The 19,569-nt window shown below is 63.3% G+C and carries 15 protein-coding genes and 1 pseudogene; 8 read left to right on the forward strand and 8 right to left on the reverse strand.

All coding sequences use genetic code 11. The annotated features are described in order from the left end of the window. Window positions 1-13 precede the first annotated feature (13 nt). From coxB to LJ362_RS08245, 3 genes and pseudogenes are all read left to right on the forward strand, one after another. Window positions 14-886: a cytochrome c oxidase subunit II gene (coxB, locus tag LJ362_RS08235; protein WP_139467187.1), complete on the forward strand. Its 873-nt coding sequence runs from the start codon at window positions 14-16 to the stop codon at window positions 884-886. Beyond that, window positions 883-2,579 (forward strand): annotated as a pseudogene (ctaD, locus tag LJ362_RS08240) (cytochrome c oxidase subunit I). The gene coxB and the pseudogene ctaD overlap by 4 nt, the downstream one beginning before the upstream one ends. Next, window positions 2,576-2,977 (forward strand): cytochrome c oxidase subunit 4, encoded by a 402-nt coding sequence (locus tag LJ362_RS08245; protein ID WP_264801688.1) that lies wholly within the window; start codon window positions 2,576-2,578, stop codon window positions 2,975-2,977. Before ctaD ends, LJ362_RS08245 begins: the two are co-directional and overlap by 4 nt. Window positions 2,978-4,146: 1,169 nt before the next feature. On the opposite strand, the gene LJ362_RS08250 is transcribed toward LJ362_RS08245, so the two are convergent. From LJ362_RS08250 to LJ362_RS08265, 4 genes are read right to left on the reverse strand one after another with little or no spacing between them, the layout of a single operon-like run. Continuing rightward, on the reverse strand, window positions 4,147-5,772 hold the full coding sequence (locus LJ362_RS08250) for a cytochrome b (protein WP_264801689.1): 1,626 nt from the start codon (window positions 5,770-5,772) through the stop codon (window positions 4,147-4,149). Next, the gene (locus LJ362_RS08255; protein WP_264801690.1) at window positions 5,769-6,812 is read right to left on the reverse strand and encodes a ubiquinol-cytochrome c reductase iron-sulfur subunit; all 1,044 of its coding nucleotides are present in this window, start codon (window positions 6,810-6,812) and stop codon (window positions 5,769-5,771) included. The genes LJ362_RS08250 and LJ362_RS08255 overlap by 4 nt, the downstream gene beginning before the upstream one ends. 49 nt (window positions 6,813-6,861) lie before the next feature. Then, entirely contained in the window at window positions 6,862-7,647 is a 786-nt protein-coding gene (locus LJ362_RS08260; RefSeq protein ID WP_101544143.1) for a c-type cytochrome, read from the reverse strand. Window positions 7,648-7,704: 57 nt separating this feature from the next. Further along, a complete protein-coding gene (locus tag LJ362_RS08265; RefSeq protein WP_264801801.1) occupies window positions 7,705-8,274 on the reverse strand; it encodes a heme-copper oxidase subunit III in 570 nt (189 codons plus the stop codon). Window positions 8,275-8,558: 284 nt separating this feature from the next. Between LJ362_RS08265 and trpD the strand changes: the two genes are divergently transcribed. Then, window positions 8,559-9,680, forward strand: a complete 1,122-nt coding sequence (gene trpD, locus LJ362_RS08270; protein ID WP_264801691.1) for an anthranilate phosphoribosyltransferase — start codon at window positions 8,559-8,561, stop codon at window positions 9,678-9,680. Here the strand turns inward: trpD and LJ362_RS08275 are convergent. The 3 genes from LJ362_RS08275 to LJ362_RS08285 are packed head-to-tail and all read right to left on the reverse strand — an operon-like array spanning window position 9,648 to window position 12,722. Next, on the reverse strand, window positions 9,648-11,405 hold the full coding sequence (locus LJ362_RS08275; RefSeq protein ID WP_264801692.1) for a DEDD exonuclease domain-containing protein: 1,758 nt from the start codon (window positions 11,403-11,405) through the stop codon (window positions 9,648-9,650). The genes trpD and LJ362_RS08275 overlap by 33 nt on opposite strands. A gap of 47 nt (window positions 11,406-11,452) precedes the next feature. Beyond that, window positions 11,453-11,905: a hypothetical protein gene (locus tag LJ362_RS08280; RefSeq protein WP_264801694.1), complete on the reverse strand. Its 453-nt coding sequence runs from the start codon at window positions 11,903-11,905 to the stop codon at window positions 11,453-11,455. A gap of 28 nt (window positions 11,906-11,933) precedes the next feature. Further along, window positions 11,934-12,722 carry an alpha/beta hydrolase gene (locus LJ362_RS08285; protein ID WP_264801695.1) on the reverse strand — a complete coding sequence of 263 codons (789 nt, stop codon included), beginning with the start codon at window positions 12,720-12,722 and terminating at the stop codon, window positions 11,934-11,936. A gap of 106 nt (window positions 12,723-12,828) precedes the next feature. Here LJ362_RS08285 and LJ362_RS08290 point away from each other — a divergent pair, with 106 nt between their 5' ends. After that, entirely contained in the window at window positions 12,829-13,581 is a 753-nt protein-coding gene (locus LJ362_RS08290; RefSeq protein ID WP_264801802.1) for a lysophospholipid acyltransferase family protein, read from the forward strand. Between the two features lie 248 nt (window positions 13,582-13,829). Next, complete coding sequence (locus LJ362_RS08295) at window positions 13,830-14,411, forward strand: MerR family transcriptional regulator (RefSeq protein ID WP_101544153.1); 582 nt, start codon at window positions 13,830-13,832, stop codon at window positions 14,409-14,411. A gap of 200 nt (window positions 14,412-14,611) precedes the next feature. On the opposite strand, the gene LJ362_RS08300 is transcribed toward LJ362_RS08295, so the two are convergent. Next, the gene (locus tag LJ362_RS08300) at window positions 14,612-15,457 is read right to left on the reverse strand and encodes a ParA family protein (protein ID WP_264801696.1); all 846 of its coding nucleotides are present in this window, start codon (window positions 15,455-15,457) and stop codon (window positions 14,612-14,614) included. 175 nt (window positions 15,458-15,632) lie between these two features. On the opposite strand from LJ362_RS08300, the gene LJ362_RS08305 reads away from it, so the two are divergent. Next, window positions 15,633-19,034, forward strand: a complete 3,402-nt coding sequence (locus LJ362_RS08305; RefSeq protein ID WP_264801699.1) for a pyruvate carboxylase — start codon at window positions 15,633-15,635, stop codon at window positions 19,032-19,034. Beyond that, complete coding sequence (locus LJ362_RS08310) at window positions 19,027-19,533, forward strand: peptide deformylase (RefSeq protein WP_264801700.1); 507 nt, start codon at window positions 19,027-19,029, stop codon at window positions 19,531-19,533. The genes LJ362_RS08305 and LJ362_RS08310 overlap by 8 nt, the downstream gene beginning before the upstream one ends. Window positions 19,534-19,569 lie beyond the last annotated feature (36 nt).

Genomic DNA, 19,569 nt, shown 5'->3' on the forward strand with positions numbered 1-19,569 from the left:
TGAAAGGCTGCACGTGGATTCTCCGAATCAGTCAGGACCGCAGCGGTCCTGGGCGAAGCGGCTCGGCATTCTGAGCGCCGTGTTGATACCGGCGTTGCTATCGGGTTGCACTAAAGAGCAGATCGCCACAGGATTTTTTCCCGTCGAATCGCAAGGCGCGACGAACCACACGGATGCCTATACAGCGCTGTGGAACGGCGGCTGGATCGCCCTTCTCATCGTGGGCCTCATCGTGTGGGGACTCATCCTGTGGGCCATGGTCGCCTACCGCCGCCGCAAGAACGATCGCGGACTGCCGGTGCAGATGCGCTACAGCATGCCGATCGAAATCCTCTTCACGGTGACTCCGGTCGTCCTCGTCCTCGGCTTCTTCTTCCAGAACGTCCAGGTCATGGAGAAGACGACGGATGACTCCACCCCTGGCGAGCAGGTCATCGAGGTCGCTGCCAAGCAGTGGGCCTGGGACTTCAACTATGAGACCGAAGACGTCTACTACGCCGGCACTCAGGTTGCCCTCGACGGCACCGAAGCCCCCGAGAAGACCGCTCCCGTCCTCTATCTCCCCGTCGACACCGACCTGGAGATCCGCCTGCACTCCCGCGACGTCCTCCACTCCTTCTGGGTTCCCGCCTTCCTCGAGAAGCGCGATATGATCCCCGGCCACGATCAGAGCCTGCATCTGCGTGCCGAGAAGGAAGGCGAGTACGTCGGCAAGTGTGCCGAGCTGTGCGGTGAGTACCACTCGGAGATGCTTTTCAACGTCAAGGTCGTGTCCAAGGAAGAATTCCAGGAGTACACGCAGTCGCTTGCCGATCAAGGCAACACAGGCCAGCTGGGACCGGAGTACGATCGCAACTGGTACCCGAAAGAAGGTGCTGAGAAATGACCGCCACGATGGATCAGGCGGCTCTTGATGCTCCGGTAGTTCCACGGAGCAAGGGCAAGATCATCGTCGACTGGATCACGTCGACGGACCATAAGACGATCGGGTACATGTACCTCATCGGCTCGTTCTTCTTCTTCTGCGTCGGCGGTGTGATGGCGCTCATCATCCGCCTCGAGCTCTTCGAGCCCGGAATGCAGATCGTTGAGACCAAGGAACAGTACAACCAGCTGTTCACCATGCACGGCACATTGATGCTGCTGATGTTCGCCACCCCGCTGTTCGCCGGCTTCGCCAACGTCATCATGCCGTTGCAGATCGGCGCTCCGGACGTGGCGTTCCCGCGGCTGAATGCCTTCGCCTTCTGGATGTACCTCTTCGGCAGCCTCGTGGCCATCTCCGGATTCCTCACCCCTCAGGGTGCGGCATCCTTCGGCTGGACCGCCTACGCGCCATTGAGCAATACGACGTTCACACCGGGCGCCGGTGGTAACTTGTGGGTCCTCGGGCTCGCCCTGCAGGCTTCGGAACCATCCTCGGCTCCGTCAACTTCATCACCACTGTGATCACCATGCGCGCCCCGGGCATGACCATGTTCCGCATGCCGATCTTCACCTGGAACGTCCTGGTCACCGGCATCCTCGTGCTCATGGCCTTCCAGCCTCTGGCTGCTGCGCTGCTGGTGCTCGGTTCCGACCGCGTCCTCGGTTCCCATGTGTTCAGTCCGGGCAACGGCGGACCGATACTCTGGCAGCACCTGTTCTGGTTCTTCGGCCATCCGGAGGTCTATGTCATTGCGTTGCCGTTCTTCGGCATCGTCACAGAGATCTTCCCGGTGTTCAGCCGCAAGCCGGTCTTCGGCTACAAGGAACTCGTATTCGCGACAGTTGCCATCGCTGCGCTGTCGGTGACCGTGTGGGCCCACCACATGTACGTCACGGGCGTCGTGGCACTGCCGTTCTTCGCCTTCATGACGATGCTCATCGCGATTCCGACAGGTGTGAAGTTCTTCAACTGGATCGGCACGATGTGGAGAGGCTCGATCACATTCGAGACTCCCATCGTGTGGTCGATCGGCTTCCTCGCAACGTTCCTCTTCGGCGGTCTGACCGGAGTCATCCTGGCCAGCCCGGCTCTCGACCAGCATGTGTCCGACACCTACTTCGTCGTGGCGCACTTCCACTACGTCGTATTCGGCACCGTCGTGTTCGCGATGTTCGCCGGATTCTACTTCTGGTGGCCGAAGTGGACGGGCAAGATGCTCAACGAGAAGCTCGGTCACATCCACTTCTGGATGCTGTTCATCGGCTTCCACGGAACCTTCCTCGTCCAGCATTGGCTGGGTGTCGACGGAATGCCGCGTCGTTACGCCGACTACCTGCCGCAGGACGGCTTCACCTGGATGAACCAGGTGTCGACGGTCGGTTCGCTGCTGCTGGGTCTGTCCATGGTTCCGTTCTTCTGGAACGTGTGGATTACCCACCGCAATGCACCCAAGGTGACGGTCGATGATCCATGGGGCTACGGAGGATCGCTCGAATGGGCCACCTCGTGCCCGCCCCCGCGTCACAACTTCACCTCGCTGCCGCGGATCCGCTCCGAACGTCCTGCCTTCGACCTCAACCACCCCGAGCTGCTTGAATACAGCGGTCACGGCCAGGCAGAACCCCAGCTCACAGGAGACAACGCCAAATGAAGTCATCGATCTACGTCTTCAACCTCTGCGGCCTGTTCTTCATCGCAGTCGGGATCTTCTACGGCTTCTTCACCGACTTCACCGAGCTCGTCGGATTCCCGGCGCTGCTCCTCGTCGGGCTGATGGCCCTGATGATCGGCGTCTACCTCTGGCTGACGGATCGACGCGTCGGTCGTCAGCCTCAGGACAACGACGACGCCGAGATCTCCGACGCCGATGCCGACTACGGTATGTTCAGCCCGTGGAGCTGGTGGCCGATCTTCAGCGCGGGCGCTGCCGCCGTCGCCTTCTATGGAATTGCGATGGGCTGGTGGATCTTCCCTTTCGGTGTCGTGCTCGGCATCATCGCGCTCGTCGGTCTCACCTACGAACACGATCGCGGGGATTTTGCCCACTGATTCAGTGATCTGATCGCCCAGCCACTGTGGCCCGGACTCAAATCGAGTCCGGGCCACAGTGTTATTCACCAGCTGCGGACAGACGGACACAGGCGGACAGGGGAGCAGCACGGGGCACTCTCCTCCGGTTCCTCGTCGGCGCCGTAGTCGCTTACGGAAGCTTTGAAGAGTTCTTGCTGACCATAGGGACACTCGTGGGGTCGGTTCTGCCGTTCGCAGCCGGAGCAACCGTTCGAAGGCTGTTCCGGAGTAAGCGGCCGAAGGCTGTTTTGGTCTGAACTCATCACTTTTCTCCGGTGTGCATTTCTGGACATTGTGTACCAGTACACCAAAGCGCACCGCCACGAAGCAGCCGTTATGCCGACCCAATCGCCAAGAGCGACATCTGGTCCACCACAGTTCGGGGCCCACTAGGGTTCCGGCTCCAGCGAATGTGTGTGACTGGAGTCCAACTCCCATGCAGTCGTTGAGGTGTCCTATAAGTGTGTGCGAACTGAGCCCGATAAGCCCCCTCTTCACGTTGAACCCACTAGGGCGGACACGGAGGTAGCCAGAGTCGGTTCAAAGCTGACGAATGCCTTGGTGACGCTCTTGCGCTGGCCAAGATTCAGCAGTGAGTTCCTGTACCGCTCAGAGCATTCCTCTCCTGCCCGGCTTGAGTCTGATGAGCCTCAATCGTCAGTTGCGACTTTCAGAGCAGCTATGAGACGGCCTCGGGCCGGCGGAGACAGACTTCATCGCTGGCATCCACTGAACGAACGCCCTTCTTCGTGCTAGAGATGCCCGAGGCGAACGGAAGCATACGTTCGGAAGCTTCGTGCAGGCCTGTCAGGGCTGCTCGGAAGTCGCAGACGACCTCGTGCTTGTCTCAGGCGTTAACAGACGCAGAACGCGGCTCTCATGGCCTCCGCCGAGAGTTTCCACTCGCGGAGAGGCAGACCAACTCGACACGAGACTATTCCTAATGAGGCGGCAGCGGTTCAAGCCGGGTGTTACCGCCACAGGCGAGCAGACACTGAGACAGACAGGTTCAGCTGCAGATCGCCAAATCCGTAGGAGGAAGACGGAGTAGGTGACGGGGAGTGACGACTGAGCGCTTCTTCTGTGAATAGAGCGAGGGGCTCAGCAGTTGAACTGCTGAGCCCCTCGTATCTGGCTTGTCGAACCTGTCAGTGTCCGAGTTCCTTGTTGTTCGAACCCTCGACAGCGTCGTGGTCGTGGTGCGAAGCTTCGAGTTCCTGCTTCGTCACAGGCGACACACGATCTTCGAAGAAGAAGCGAGACAGACGTGCACGCAGCTTCTCCATTCCCGTGATCTTGCCCTCGGCGTTCGGCTCGGCCGGAATGTAGGTCGGCGACTCGAATGCGGTGATCTTCCACAGCTTGTGCGGGGGAAGAGCCTCGTGGCGTTCGAGGAACTCACCGTGGGGCAGACGGATGATATGAGCCGTCTCCCTACCGTGCAGAGCGATCTCGCGGTCCTTGCGCTGAAGTGCGAGGCACATGCGCTTGGTGATGATGTAACCGATGATCGGTCCGAAGAAGAACAGGAATCGGAAGATGTAGATCATATCGTTGAGCGACATCTGGAAGAACACAGCGATGATGTCACCCGATGCAGCCGCCCACATGTTGCAGTAGAAGATGATTCCGGCAACGCCGATGGCGGTGCGAGTCGGGTTATTGCGGGGACGATCGAGGATGTGGTGCTCTCGATGGTCCTTCTGCAGCCACGCCTCGAAGAACGGATAGATGAACATGACAGCGAACACGCCGCCCATGACGAGCACGGCACTGTTGATGTTGAACGAGATCGGCCATCCGAAGATGTAGAACTCGAACCAGCCCGGAACGATGCGGAGGAATCCGTCGGCCCAGCCGATGTACCAGTCAGGCTGGGTACCAGCCGAGACCGGGGAGGGATCGTACGGACCGTAGTTCCAGATCGGGTTGATCGTGAACAAGGCCGAGATGAGCGAGAGCAGACCGAAGATGAGGAAGAAGAATCCTCCGCCCTTGGCCGCGAAGGTCGGCAGAACCGGTTCTCCGACGACGTTCTTCTCCGTATTTCCTGCACCCGGGTACTGGGTGTGCTTGTGTACGACGACGAACATCAGGTGGATGCCGATGAGCGCGATGAGCAGGGCCGGCACGATCATGATGTGCAGGGTGTAGAGACGGGCCACGATGTCGATGCCCGGGAACTCTCCGCCGAAGAGGAAGAACGAGATATAGGTTCCCACGAGCGGCAGCGACTTCAGGATGCCGTCGATGATTCGCAGGCCGTTGCCCGAGAGCAGGTCATCGGGGAGCGAGTAGCCGGTGAAGCCGGCAGCCATGCCCATGATGACGAGCAGAACACCGACGACCCAGTTGAGCTCACGCGGACGACGGAAAGCGCCGGTGAAGAACACACGAAGCATGTGGACGCTCAATGCGGCGACGAAGAGCAGCGCACCCCAGTGGTGCATCTGTCGGATGAACAGACCGCCGCGGATCTCCAGGGAGATTGCGAGTGTCGAGTCATAGGCTTCGGAGATCTCAACTCCGCGCAGCGGCAGCCAGGGTCCGTCATAGTGAAGTTCACCCATGGCCGGCTGGAAGAAGAACGTGAGGAACGTTCCGGACAGGACGACGATGATGAAGCTGTAGAGAGCAACCTCGCCGAGCATGAACGACCAGTGGGAGGGGAAGATCTTGCGACCGAACTCGCGCACGAGGACAGATGCCCCGACGCGGGTTTCGGCGAAGTTCGCCGCCTTCCCGATGGTGGTGGTTGGCTGTGTAGTACTCATGGGTGGTTGATCTCCCAGAACGTAGGTCCGACAGGCTCAGGGAAGTCCGACTGGGCAACCAGGTAGCCTTCGCTGTCCACGGTGATGGGCAGCTGAGGAAGCGGTCGTTTGGCCGGGCCGAAGATGACCTTGCAGTGTTCCGTCACGTCGAAGGTCGACTGGTGGCAGGGGCACAGCAGGTGGTGCGTCTGGTGCTCGTACAGTGCGACGGGGCAGCCGACGTGGGTGCAGATCTTCGAGTAGGCGACGATGCCGTCGTACGACCAATCCTTGCGATCCGGATCCTCTTTGAGTTCCTTGGGATCAATGCGCATGAGAAGCACGGCCGCTTTGGCCTTCTCGTCCAGCGGGTGCTCGCTGACCTCCTCGTCGCCGATGCCCGAAGGCAGGACGTGGTAGGCCGAGCCGATTGTGACTTCGTCAGCCTTGATCGGACGTTCGGAATCGACCGAGGGGATTCCGCCGACATCGCGGATGAGGCGAGTGCCCTTCTGCCAGAGCGTGTTGAACATCTTGTCGCCCGGCAGCGGACCGAGGTCGCGGAAGACGAGGACTGCGGGCAGCGGAGCGATCGCCAGCGCCGCGATGAGGGTGTTGCGCAGCAGCGGACGGCGGGCGATGCCCGACTCTTCCTTGGCCTGGTGGAGGATCTCGAGCGCAATCGCCTGATCCTCTTCGCTGCCGCCGATGTCATGGCGTTCGTCGATGCCCTCATGATCGCTCATGAGGTTCTTGGCCCAGAGCACTGCGCCGAAGCCGATGGAGAACATCGCGACAGCGGCGCCGAGGCCGACGAACATGTTGTGGAGGCGGATGCTCTGCATCGATTCGCCCGGAGTGAACAGGAAGTACGCCACGATGAACCAGATGGTTCCGATCATCGAGAGGATGAACCAGGCGGCTACCTGTCGTTCGGCGATCTTCTCGGCACGTGGGTCCGAATCGGCCAAGCGCGGTTTGTGCTCGGGCAGACCTGGGTTCGTGAACCCGTTCAACTCCTCGAGCTGGCTGCCGCCGCCGGAGTGCTCTTTCGAGGTCATTGAATTCCCCGTCTATTCTCGTAATTGATGGTGAACGACACTGTCAGACTCACTTGGCCCTGGATGACAGCCACACTGTCAGACCGATGACGGCAGCAAGTCCGAAGAACCAGATGAACAGGCCCTCTGCCACTGGACCCAGCGATCCGAGCTTGAATCCGCCGGGGGAGGGGTTGTCCGAGACTTCCTTGACGTAGGCGATGACATCGCGCTTGTCTTCGGGAGTCAGGTTCGCGTCGTTGAAGATCGGCATGTTCTGCGGGCCGGTCTGCATCGCTTCGTAGAGGTGCTTCTCGGAGACTTCGGACAGGTTCGGTGCGTACTTGCCGCGGGTCAGCGCACCACCGGAGCCGACCACGTTGTGGCACATGGCGCAGTTGGTGCGGAACAGACCGCCGCCGGCAGCGGGGTCACCCTTCGAAGCATCGAGGTACTCGTCTTCGGGAACTGCCGGCCCGGGGCCGAGCGAGGCAACGTAGGCAGCGATCTGAGCAGTCTGCTCTTCGTCGAACTGCGGTTCCTTGACGCGAGCCTGCGGGCCGTTGGCCTGCAGCGGCATGCGTCCGGTGCCGACCTGGAAGTCCACAGCAGCAGCGCCGACGCCGATGAGACCGGGACCGGCCTTCGAACCTTCGGCGTTCATGCCGTGACAGGTGGCACAGTTGGCCGCGAAGAGTTTCTTGCCTTCTTCGATATCAGAGGCGCTGGCCGTGTCCGCCTTGGCGCTCGAAGTCTGCGTGAAGAGTGCATAGGCTCCGCCGGTCAGCAGCAGTCCCACGAGAAGAAGCGCGACCAGCGCCATGGGATGTCTGCGGCGATCTGCTAGAAGCTTCACTTGATCGTCCTTTGCTTGAAGTGTTGTGAGTCCTGGGGGCCGAGCATCTCAGGCCGGCTACTGGAGCAGGTAGATGATGCCGAACAGACCGATCCAGACGACATCGACGAAGTGCCAGTAGTAGGACACGCAGATTGCGAATGTGGCTTCGTGGTGACCGAACTTCTTCGCTCCATAGGCGCGTCCGATGACGAGCAGGAAGCAGATGAGTCCGATTGTCACGTGAATGCCGTGGAAGCCCGTGGTCAGGTAGAAGACGGAGCCGTAGCCGTCGGAGCTGATCGAGATGCCCTCGCTGACGAGGGTCGCGTACTCCATGACCTGACCGGAGACGAAGATCGCGCCCAGGGCGAAGGTGAGGTAGAACCACTCGACCATTCCCCATTTGGCGATGTTGAACAGCGAGCCGGTCCGCCGAGGGCGGAACCGCTCGGCAGCGAACACACCGATCTGGCAGGTGAACGAAGACGACACCAGGATCAACGTGTTGCCGAGAGCGTAGGGGATGTCGAGGATCTGGGTCCTCGCCTCCCACAGCTCCGGAACAACGGATCGGACGGTGAAGTACATGGCGAAGAGCGCGGCAAAGAACATCAGGTCGCTCGCGAGGAACACGATGAAGCCCACCGTGGTCACATTCGGACGATTGACAACCGGATGTGCTGGCGCTGTTTGAGATGCAGTGGCAGTTGACACAACCCCATTATTACCCGTCTCGGGGTGAGTTTTCATCTTTTACCCAGGTTTCGAGGAAGAAATTTCTACACGACGTAGCAAAAACCGCGATCTGGTGCCGAAATCTCGTTTCGGAAGCCGCTTCCGCCCGCGTGTCGAAGTCGCGATAGTATGCCGCAGGTAAGGTCCGCCCTGTTCTTCGGGGCGGCGGCAGCCCCTAGTGAGAGTTCAGACGGATGACCGATTCCACGCCCTTGACCACCCCGGCAGCTCAGGCTTCCGAGGCCCGCACCACGGTTCCGGCGGCTGCTGAGAACTGGCCCGACCTGCTCATGGCTCTCATGCACCAGCAGGACCTCGATGGAGACCAGGCGGCTTGGGCGATGGATCAGATCATGTCGGGCAAGACTCCGGATGTGACAATGGCCGCATTTCTCGCAGCACACCACACGAAGGGCGAGACCGTCGAGGAGATCGCCGGCCTCGTGGCGGCGATGATGGACCATGCCGTGCCCCTGCCGGGACTCGAAGACTCCGTCGACATCGTCGGCACCGGAGGCGACCGCGCGAAGACGGCGAACATCTCCTCGACCGCGGCCATGATCATCTCCGCCACCGGGCAGCGGGTCGTCAAGCACGGAAACCGCGCGACATCCTCGGCGTCGGGATCGGCCGATGTACTCGAAGCGCTCGGCGTGCGGTTCGACATCACCCCCGAACAGACCGGTCAGATCGCCCAAGAGGTCGGACTGGCCTTCTGCTTCGCCAACGTGTTCCACCCGTCGATGCAGTTCGTCGCTGCAGTGCGGCGTCAGATCAACGTCCCCACCGCGTTCAATATCCTCGGCCCCCTGACGAACCCGGCTCGGGCCAGGCATACGGCCATCGGCGTCGCCGATGCCCAGATGGCCCCGCTCGTCGTCGGCACGCTGGCCAAGCGCGGGCACCAGGCCGTGGTGTTCCGGTCGCGTGATGGTCTCGACGAGCTGAGCAACACCGATGTCAACGATGTGTGGGAAGTCCGTCACGGCGAGATCGAACACACGACCTTCGACGCCCTCGACCTCGGCATCGAGCGGGCGACGAAGGACGATCTGCGCGGCGGCGGTCCGAATGAGAACGCGGCCATCACGCGCGCAGTCCTCGACGGCGAACGATCGGCAGTGCGCGACATCGTGGCCATCAACGCCGCGGCGGCTCTCGTCGCCGCCGACGAGTCGGCTGTAGGCACCTTCACGGAGCGTTTGGCCCTCAAACTCGAGACTGCGACGGAGACGATCGACAACGGGGGCGGCGCGAACAAGCTCCAACAGCTCATCGACGTCTCACACAGAGTCGCTGAGACGAACCGCTCCTGAGCTGAGTGCATGGCTGGTCGCTCCCTGTCGGGGCAGCGACCAGCCATGACCGCCTGAGGGAGTCACGGAGACGAGCTCGGCGGTCTCCAGCCAGCCGGCCAGCAGTCGCGACTCCTCCGCAAGCGAGTCTGTCTCCTGCGGAAGCGCTCCGGGGGCAGGGACCCATTCGGCCGTCGAATGCAGCGCCGACAGGGAATCTCCCATGGCCTGCCTGGTCGACACATGGCCGGCACCGGCGAGTTTCCCGTGACGGATGATCGCCAGGTCCCAGCCTGAGTCGAAACCGGGGGCCGCCGCAATCAGTTCGGGAACTCTCCGCAGAGCCGTGACCTGTTCGGCCCGCGCCGCGGTGGACACCGCCGAACGCATTGCGTCACGAACCTCGGCGGCCGTTTCGAACCGGGCCTCTCCGGACAGTCGCTGCATCCGCTCAGCGGCCAAGCGATGCAGTGAGGACAGGTCCCCACCGAGCAGAGCGAAGAGTTCGCGGATCGAACTCCGATAATCATCGACATCGTTGATCCCAGCGCAGGGACCGCCGCACTGACCCACCTGCGCACTCACACAGGGACGATGTTCGCCGAGGCTGCGCTGCGTGATCGTCGCCGTGCACCTCTTGACCGGGTAGAGGGTGTCGAGGAGTTCCTTGACAGCCTGTGCCGACTTCCGTGACCGGAACGGTCCCAGCGGCGGAGCGGGGGAGCGTTCGAGCGCCGAGTTCGCCCGAACCACCGACAGTCGGGGGAAGAGCTCATCGCTGAGCACGATCCACGAATTGCGTTCAGGGTTCTTCGACCGTCGGTTGTACGGCGGCGCCAGCTCTCCGATGAGACGGATCTCGCGGACTTCGGCTTCCAGCGCGTGGGCGCAGGGCAGGCAGCTGACCTCCTGTGCCGCGGTGATCATCTCGGCCATGCGGCCACGGTTCTCCGAGGCGTTGAAGTACCCGCGCACCCGCCTGGCCATATTTCCGGACTTGCCGATGTAGAGCACACGGCGAGTGCCATCGAGGAACATGTAGACGCCGGGCTCCGGGGGGACGTCCTTGGCCAGATGGGATTTCGCCTGACGCTTCGCCCACCCCGACTGTCTGACGGTCGACAGCTCCTCCAGCGTCGTCACACCGTAGCCGCCGAATCGTTCGAACAGGTGGTGGAGGAGCTCGCCGGTGGCACGTGCGTCGGAGAGCGCACGGTGATCGGGCTCGACCTGAGTGCCGAAATGAGCGGCGAGCGTCGAGAGTTTGTGGTTGCGCACTTCGTCGCGGCCGACGACGCGCCGGGCCAGCGTGACGGTATCGAGGACTGTGGGCGCCGGCCAGTGGTAGTCGAGGCGTTCGCAGGCCGAGCGGAGGAATCCGATGTCGAAGGGCGCGTTGTGTGCCACCAGCACCGCACCGACGGAGAATTCCAGAAAGCTCGGCAGGACCGAGCTGATCGGGGGTGCATCATCGACCATCGCATGAGTGATGCCGGTGAGCCGGGCCACGAACGGGCTGATCACGGAGTGTTCCGGTTTGACCAGGGTCTGGAACTCGCCGATGACCTCGCCGCCGCGCGTCTTGACCGCGCCGATCTCGGTGATCTCCGACTGCCCGGCTCGGGTGCCTGTCGTTTCGAGGTCGACGATGACGAAGGTGACGTCGGACAGGGGAGTTCCGAGGCTGTCGAAGGACAGCTGAGTGTTGTGCAGTGCGCTGGGTGCGCGGTCGAAGGGGACGGTCATGATGCCCAGTCTCTCAGGTGCCGCTGACACGAAGCGGTCAGCATCGCTCACACCGAGGATCCGTCGCCGTCGTCGGCGGAACGATGGCTCGGCAGATGGAAGAACAGACCGACCGCGCCGCCGATGCCGACGGCCAGACCGATGAGCAGGTACCACCCGGGCAGCGGCCTGAAGAAGATCACGCCGACGAGCAGGAGAACGACCGCGCCGAGAGCCGCGGCCCAGGACAGCACCAGGGTGGGCGAAGCGGTGCGCCACCCGATCGGCTCCGCCGGTTCACGCTCCCAATGCTCGGTGTCCTCGAGGGCGTCGCGAACATCCTCGGCGGGCATATCACCCATCGTCGCCGAGGGTTCTGCGATCTGCCGGACGAGGTCGTCCCAGTCCGCGTCGCTGATGCGCGAGCGGTCGTGCCCGATCCTCTCCGGATCGGGAACGTCTCGTCGCCAGTCCTCCCGGCCCTCGTCGTCGGGAGTCGAAGCGGTGCCCTCGTCGTTCATACCTGAATCAGCAATTCCGCGGCCTCAGCTATTCCCCGGCCACGGACTGACAGACCACGGTCTCTTCGGTGGAGACCGTCTGCAGGACTGCCTCGGCGATGGTGTTCGCATCGAAATCGAGGGTCGCCACATGGCGGGACCGGCGGAGGGCGACGATCTTCGGCGGGTGCGGAAGGTCCGATCGCAGCGCCCGCAGCGTTCGCGGACTCACGACGTTGTCCTCACCGGAGATCATAGCCGTGACGGGACAGGTGACTTTCCACAGATCGTCGCGCAGTGTCCGCAGCGCACGATGGAACGTCGCCAGAGGCGCCACCGGCGTCCGCTCATAGGCGTACTCATCGCGGTCCGGGTGGGCGATGTCGCCGCCGATCGACGGAATCGTGCGCACGACGTGCCTGAGCACCGGCAGCAGGGGAGCGAAGGGAGAGTCGATGAAGAGAGCAGGATTGACCACGACGATCTCGTCGGGTGCGCCCTCTGCCGCCGCCAGGGCAAGTGCCAGGGCCCCACCCATCGACAGCCCGGCGACGACGACACGCTCGTGGTCGGCCTGCAGCCGACCCAGCTCTGTGCGCGCCTCGCCGAGCCAATCGGACCATCCCGTAGCGTCCATGTCCTGCCAAGAGGTGCCGTGACCGGGCAGTTGGGGGACGCTGACGTCGATGCCCTCCGCCGCGATCGCGCGGGCGATCGGCACCCAGGAGACGGGCGAACCGGTGAGTCCGTGCAGAAAGAGAACCGCCGACGCTGAACCGCTGTCGAGGCTGCGATAGGCGGCCGTCGGATCCGCCCCGAGTGTGAAATCGATCTCCATGCTCCCAGCATGGCACGGATGAGTCCGCGACGGACTTCGCTGTTCACCGTTCGTGTCGATATATGATTGCCGAGGACGACAAAGAGTCGTAGTCGGAAGGGTGCGCGTGTTCTACTGGTTTCTCAAGCGAGTCCTCGCCGGACCCATCCTGCGGATCCTCTTCCGTCCGTGGGTGCGGGGCCTGGACAATCTGCCGTCCGAGGGCCCGGCGATCATCGCAGGAAATCACAACCACTTCATGGACTCGATCTTCGTTCCGCTGCTCGCTCCGCGTCCCGTCGTCTATCTGGCGAAGAAGGACTACTTCACCGGTCGCGGAATCAAGGGTGCGGTGACTCGGTGGTTCTTCAAGCTCAACAATCAGCTCCCAATGGACCGCGGAGGCGGATCGGGATCCCAGGCTTCGCTCGAGTCGGGTCTGAAGGTCCTCCGCGAGGGCAACTCACTGGGCATCTATCCCGAAGGCACTCGTTCGCCCGACGGAAAGCTCTATCGCGGACGCACCGGCATTGCGCGTCTCGTCCTCGAGTCCGGCGCACCTGTGGTTCCCGTGGCGATCATCGGCACGGACAAGCTGCAGCCTGCCGGTCGCCTCATTCCCAAGCTCCGGCGTGTCGGAGTCGTCTTCGGCGCACCGATGGACTTCTCGAAGTATGCGGGTCTTCCCGTCGACCGTTTCATGCTGCGGTCGGTCACCGACGAGATCATGTACGAGATCATGCGCCTGTCCGGGCAGGAATACGTCGACACCTATGCGTCGACGGTCAAGACCAAGCTGCTGACGAGCGCAAAGCCGAAGAAGGCGGATCCTCCGAACCGGGACGAGCCGAAATCTGCCGGCGAAAGCTCGTCGAACTAGGCCCGACGGCCCCGACTCATCCTGCGCCGGGTCGCCTGAATGACATCCATGTGACATGTTCGAATACTGCGGTAACGGCGACACGCGGAAATTGTTACCTCGAGGTGTTTGTCCTGGCCGGGACGGCAGAATAACTTGGAGTTGTTGAATCCCACTGCAGGTTCGCTGGGAAGAGGGCTAGAATGACTATGTTCTCGGTCCTTCCAAGCGACCTTCGCTTCCCCCAGGGACTTTAAGGAGGAGTCGGTGTGAACCGCTCAAGTCATGAAAGCGTCGACATGACGCCGATGCCGTCAGCAGCCCAAGGGCTGCTGTTCGATGATGATCTGCCCGTACTCGATGAAGAGGCCGGCTACCGCGGTCCCACCGTCTGCAAGGTCGTCGGCATCAGCTACCGTCGCCTCGACTATTGGGCGCGCACCGATCTGGTGACCCCGTCGATCCGCAATGCGACCGGATCCGGCAGCCAGCGGCTCTACAGCTTCCGTGACATCCTCGTCCTCAAGATCGTCAAGCGACTCCTCGACACCGGCGTCGGACTGCAGTCGATCCGCACAGCGGTTGAGCACCTGCGTTCCCGCGGCGTCGACGATCTCTCTCAGATCACTCTCATGTCCGATGGTGCCAGCGTCTTCGAATGCACCTCGCCCGATGAGGTCGTCGACCTCCTCCAGGGCGGACAGGGCGTCTTCGGCATCGCCGTCGGCCGCGTCTGGAACGAAGTCGAAGGCTCGCTGTCGGAGTTCCCGAGCGAACGAGTCCCGGAAGACGATGCGGCCCTCGAAGCCATGGATGAGCTCGCCGCCCGTCGCGCACGCAAGTCCGGCTGACAGCCGACAGAGTACTCACATCACCACCGAGGCGGTCCGCTCAGTTCGAGCGGACCGCCTCGGTTGTCGTATGGAACGGAAAGGCTCGGTGCAGAGTGGCCTCGAATGAGTCCGAGGGGCCCGAGAACAGAGAACTGCCGTCGCGAACCTGAGTCCGCGACGGCAGTCGACGTGATGCTGGGGGAGCGGCAGCTAGTCGTTCACTTCTTCTCGGGCTGCTGAGCGTCGTTCTTCGCCGGGGCGGCACCGCGCCGACCGCGGATGTTCTCCGAGCGGAGTGCACGTTCGAGCAGAGCGTCGAATGAGCCAGCGACTTCTTCGGCGGGTTTGCCCGGCCAAGAGTGGATCGGACGCGCCGATCCCTGAGCCTGCTGCATGACGGCCCGTTCGGCCAAAGGCGGATTGAGGACGAGAGGACCGAACATCTCACGCATCTCCTGGATGCGATAGTCATGTTCGGTCGAACCGGCACGCACCCGATTGACGACCAGGCCGAGCGGCTGCAGATCGGAGGCGCCACGCTGCCGCAGTTCGTCCGTCGCCCGCAGGGCACGGTCGGCAGCTGCCACGGAGAACAGGCTGGGCTCGGTGACGACCGCGACTCGGTTGCTCGCTGTCCACGCCGTACGGGTGAGACCGTTGAGGCTGGGCGGACAGTCGATGAGGACGAGTCGGTAGCCTTTCGCGATGCGCGTCAGGGCATCTTCGAGTCGGCGCAGATAGCGCTCGGACAGCGAAGGCCGATCGAATTCCGCGGCACGCGGAGATCCGGAGATCACATCGAGGTGGCCGAGCCTGTCACCGACCCACCCGGAGGGGATGATCGCCTCGGACAGGATCTTCTGGGACTTCGGAGCAGCGAGCACATCGGCGATGTCGACACGCGTCGAGGTCGGCACATCGAGGCCGGTCGACGAGTCCGCTTGCGGGTCCATGTCGACGACCAGGGTGGGAATCCCCCTGCTGTAGGCCGCCGAGGCCAGACCGAGCGTCACGGATGTCTTACCGACTCCGCCTTTGAGGCTGCTGATACTTAGGACAAGCACCCTCCTACGTTAACGTATCGGCGGCTGCCGAGCCGTGCCGACCACGCCGAGACTGACGTCTAAGTCCAAAGTCGACCCCCGGGCGCAGGGGTGTTCCAGGTCACTTGTAGAGTATGTTTCCGACAGCTTGTCGACCAGTCGCCCAGTGCGGCCGATACAGAAGTGAGAGACACCTATGTTCTCTAAAGTCCTCGTGGCCAACCGCGGAGAGATCGCCGTCCGTGCGTTCCGTGCCGCCTATGAGCTCGGAGCCTCCACCGTCGCAGTCTTCCCCTATGAGGACCGCAACTCCGAACACCGCATGAAGGCCGACGAGGCCTACATGATCGGTGAGGAGGGGCATCCCGTCCGCGCCTACCTCAGCGTCGAAGAGATGCTGCGGGTGGCGAAGGAAAGCGGCGCCGACGCCATCTACCCCGGATACGGCTTCCTCTCTGAGAACCCCGATCTGGCGCGTGCCTGTGCCGAAGCGGGAATCACCTTCATCGGCCCCAAGGCCGATGTGCTCGAACTGGCCGGAAACAAGGTCCAGGCGCTGGCGGCCGCACGCAATGCGGGCATCCCGGTCCTCGACTCGACACGCCCCTCGGCCGATATCGCACAGCTGCTCGCCGATGCCGAATCGATGGAATACCCCCTCTTCGTCAAGGCCGTCGCCGGCGGCGGTGGTCGCGGAATGCGTCGCGTGGCCCAGGCCTCCGACCTCGAGGACGCTCTCAAGGCCGCCATGCGCGAAGCCGAAGGCGCCTTCGGCGACCCCACGGTCTTCATCGAGCAGGCGGTGCAGCGTCCCCGCCACATCGAGGTCCAGGTGCTGGCCGACAACGACTCGAACGCCATCCACCTCTTCGAACGCGACTGCTCCGTGCAGCGCCGCCACCAGAAGGTCGTGGAGATCGCTCCGGCCCCGAATCTCGATCCCGAGATCGCGGCCGCCCTGCACGCAGATGCCCTGAAGTTCGCAAAGGCACTGGGCTACCAGAACGCCGGCACCGTGGAATTCCTCCTCGAGACCGACGGACCGCGCGCCGGCAAGCACGTGTTCATCGAAATGAACCCGCGCGTCCAGGTCGAACACACTGTGACCGAAGAGATCACCGATGTCGACATCGTGGCTTCGCAGATGCGCATCGCCGCCGGGGCCACCCTAGAAGAGATCGGCCTGCGCCAGGACGAGATGCGGATCAAGGGTGCCGCACTCCAGTGCCGCATCACCACCGAGGATCCCGCGAACTCCTTCCGCCCCGACACCGGCACGATCACCGCCTACCGCTCTGCCGGTGGTGCAGGTGTGCGCCTCGACGGCGGAACCGTCCACGCCGGTGCTGCCGTCAGCCCCCACTTCGACTCGATGCTCGTGAAGCTCTCCTGCCGCGGCCGCGACTTCGCTCAGGCCGTCGGCCGTGCCAAACGCGCCCTGGCTGAGTTCCGCATCCGCGGCGTATCGTCGAACATCGGCTTCCTGCAGGCCGTCCTCGACGATCCCGCGTTCGTCGCCGGGGACCTGTCCACGTCCTTCATCGAAGAACGCCCGCAGCTCTTCGACGCTCGGGTGAGCGCCGACCGCGGATCGAAGCTGCTGGACTACCTCGCCGATGTCACGGTCAATCGCCCCCACGGCGAACCGGGTCTGCGCATCCGTCCGGGCGACAAGCTCCCGAGCATCGACCTCTCCGCGGCGCCCGCAGCGGGCAGCCGCGACCGTCTCGCCGAGCTCGGACCGGAGGGCTTCGCCCGCGCCCTGCGTGAGCAGAGTTCCCTGGCCGTCACGGATACGACGTTCCGCGACGCCCACCAGTCCCTGCTGGCCACCCGCGTGCGCACCCGAGACCTACTGGCCGTGGCCGGGCACGTCTCCCGGATGACACCCGAGCTGCTGAGCATCGAGGCCTGGGGCGGTGCGACCTATGACGTGGCTCTGCGCTTCCTCGGCGAGGATCCATGGGAACGTCTCGAAGCCCTTCGCACCGCGGTGCCCAACATCAACCTGCAGATGCTTCTGCGCGGACGCAACACCGTCGGCTACACCCCGTACCCGACCGAGGTCACCGACGCATTCGTCGATGAGGCGGCCCGCACGGGCATCGACATCTTCCGCATCTTCGACGCTCTCAACGACGTCGAGCAGATGCGTCCGGCCATCGAAGCCGTGCGCGGAACGAACATGGCACTGGCCGAGGTGGCCCTGTGCTACACCTCGGACATCCTCGATCCGAAGGAAGAGCTCTACACGCTCGACTACTACCTGCGCCTGGCCGCACAGATCGTCGACGCCGGAGCCCATGTGCTCGCCATCAAGGACATGGCCGGCCTGCTGCGGCCGGCAGCCACGGTCAAGCTCGTGACTGCTCTGCGGGAGAACTTCGACCTGCCCGTCCACGTCCACACCCACGACACTGCGGGCGGACAGCTGGCCACCCTCTATGCTGCTGCCGCCGCCGGTGCCGATGCCGTCGATGCCGCCTCGGCGGCCATGGCCGGAACCACCAGCCAGCCGAGTCTCTCCGCGCTCGTCGCCGCCTTCGAGAACACCGAGCGTGACACCGGCATCAGCCTCGACGCCGTCAGCAACCTCGAACCCTACTGGGAGTCGGTGCGCAAGCTCTACGCACCGTTCGAGTCCGGGCTCGCCGGACCGACCGGCCGCGTCTACCGTCACGAGATCCCCGGCGGACAGCTGTCGAACCTGCGTCAGCAGGCCGTCGCACTGGGCCTGGGGGAGCGGTTCGAGGACATCGAACACATGTATGCGGCCGCCGATTCGATTCTCGGCCATCTCGTCAAGGTCACCCCGTCCTCGAAGGTCGTCGGCGATCTGGCGCTTCACCTCGTCGGCGCCGGAGTTGCGCCCGAGGAGTTCGCGGAGAACCCCGACAAGTTCGACATTCCGGATTCGGTGATCGGGTTCCTCAACGGCGACCTCGGTGATCCTCCGGGCGGATGGCCCGAGCCGTTCCGCTCGAAGGCCCTCGCCGGCCGTTCCGCCAAGCCGCTCACCGAGCATCTCGAACCTGCGGATGCCGAAGCGCTGCAGACGCCGGGCCGGGACCGGAAGGACAAGCTCAACGAGCTGCTGTTCCCCGGTCCGACGAAGGAATTCCAGTCGATGCGCTCGAACTACGGCGACCTCTCGGTCGTCGAGACCTCCGAGTACCTCTACGGTCTCACCAGCGGCGAAGAGCATGCCGTCGAGCTGGCGAAGGGCAAGAACCTGCTCATCGGCGTCCAGGCCATCGGCGGCACTGACGAGCGCGGGATGCGTTCGGTCATGTTCACCCTCAATGGACAGCTGCGTCCGCTGCAGGTGCGTGACCGCTCCGTAGAAAGCGAAGTCAAGACTGCGGAGAAGGCCGATCCGAACAACAGCGGACACGTCGGCAGCCCGTTCGCCGGAGTTGTGACCATGCAGGTCCACGAGGGCGACAAGGTCTCCGTCGGCGACACCGTAGCCACCATCGAGGCGATGAAGATGGAAGCGACGATCACAACCCAGACGGCTGGAACCGTCGCCCGTGTGGCCATCGCCGATGTCCAGCAGCTCGAAGGCGGAGACCTCGTCGTGGTGATCGATGCCTGAACGCGAGATCCGACTGTGGGGAGACCCCGTGCTCCGCAGCAAGTGCGAACCGGTGACGGTCTTCGATGATCACGTCGAAGCTCTGGCAGCCGACCTCGTCGACACCGCACGGCCGGAGGGCCGTGCGGCCGTCGCCGCTCCGCAGATCGGGGTCGGACTGCGAGCATTCGGCTACGACCTCGACGGTCGTACGGGATATGTCATCAACCCGGAGATCGTCGAGCTGGGCGGGCAGCTGCGTGACATCGAAGAAGGCTGCCTCTCTGTCCCCGGGCTGTTCTTCCCCACCCCCCGCTACGAATTCGCTCGGGTGCGAGGGGTGGATGCGAAGAATCAGCCGATCGAGATCGAAGGCGCGGAAGTCTTCGCCCAGATGCTCCAACACGAGGTTGGGCACCTCGACGGGCAGGTCTACATTCAAACTCTGCCCGGGGAACGCCGGCGGGAGGCTATGAAAGCCATCCGCTCGGCCGATTGGTTCCTCGCCCGAATGCCCTGAGCTGAGTCATTCGCACCCGACCGACCATATAGACCA

The sequence above is a fragment of the Brevibacterium sp. JSBI002 genome, from assembly GCF_026013965.1.
Lineage (GTDB): Bacteria > Actinomycetota > Actinomycetes > Actinomycetales > Brevibacteriaceae > Brevibacterium.